This window comes from Clostridium sp. HV4-5-A1G (assembly GCF_900184915.1).
Taxonomy (GTDB): Bacteria; Bacillota; Clostridia; order Clostridiales; family Clostridiaceae; genus Clostridium_B; species Clostridium_B aromativorans.
Map to the genome: position 1 here is coordinate 1 of NZ_FXYI02000384.1, position 580 is coordinate 580.

The following is a 580-nucleotide window of genomic DNA, read 5'->3' on the forward strand; positions in this document are numbered from 1 at the left end:
TACATATTGTATTTCCTTAATATTTTTATCTATATCATCAACTATATTAAATCTTTCAGTAAGTTTTGATATAATTTCCTGATAATTTTTTTCTCTTTCTTCTTGTCTATCATCTCTTTTTTCTTGTGCTTTTAAAATATAAAAAATGAGGACTATTGATAAAACTGCCCATATTCCTTGAGATGCTGCTAATTTTAATATTTGATCTTCCATAGTTACCTCCTAAAGGTTATACAAAGTTTCTTAAACGTTCTAGTGCTCTATTTTTAAGTCTATTAACAGCTTGTCTAGATATAGATAATTGTTTCCCTATTTCAGTATCAGTAAAACCATAAAAAAATTTCTTTATTATTACTTTTTTTGTGGACCAGTAAGTTTGTTTAATCCATCTTTAATTATAAAAAAATTTTCCATATTAGTATAAGTACGATTAGAAACTATATTTAAGTTTAATTCAGTTTCTCTTTTCATAGTATTCATATGTTTTTTTGAAAAGTAAATATACAGTATCTTATAAACATCAGACGCTGCAGACGAAGCTAGAAGTGTAGATATCGGTGGTCGCAGTATCATTAAAAAA

Annotated in this window: 2 protein-coding genes and 1 pseudogene; all 3 read right to left on the reverse strand. The window is 25.7% G+C overall.

The annotated features are described in order from the left end of the window. A partial coding sequence (locus tag J5G60_RS18660) for a BhlA/UviB family holin-like peptide (protein WP_207876667.1) occupies nt 1-213 on the reverse strand: 213 nt, incomplete at its 3' end. A gap of 16 nt (nt 214-229) precedes the next feature. After that, the gene (locus tag J5G60_RS19275) at nt 230-385 is read right to left on the reverse strand and encodes a sigma factor-like helix-turn-helix DNA-binding protein (protein WP_150358788.1); all 156 of its coding nucleotides are present in this window, start codon (nt 383-385) and stop codon (nt 230-232) included. Next, nucleotides 352-580, reverse strand: a pseudogene (locus J5G60_RS18670) (hypothetical protein); the annotation flags it as partial. The gene J5G60_RS19275 and the pseudogene J5G60_RS18670, both read right to left, overlap by 34 nt.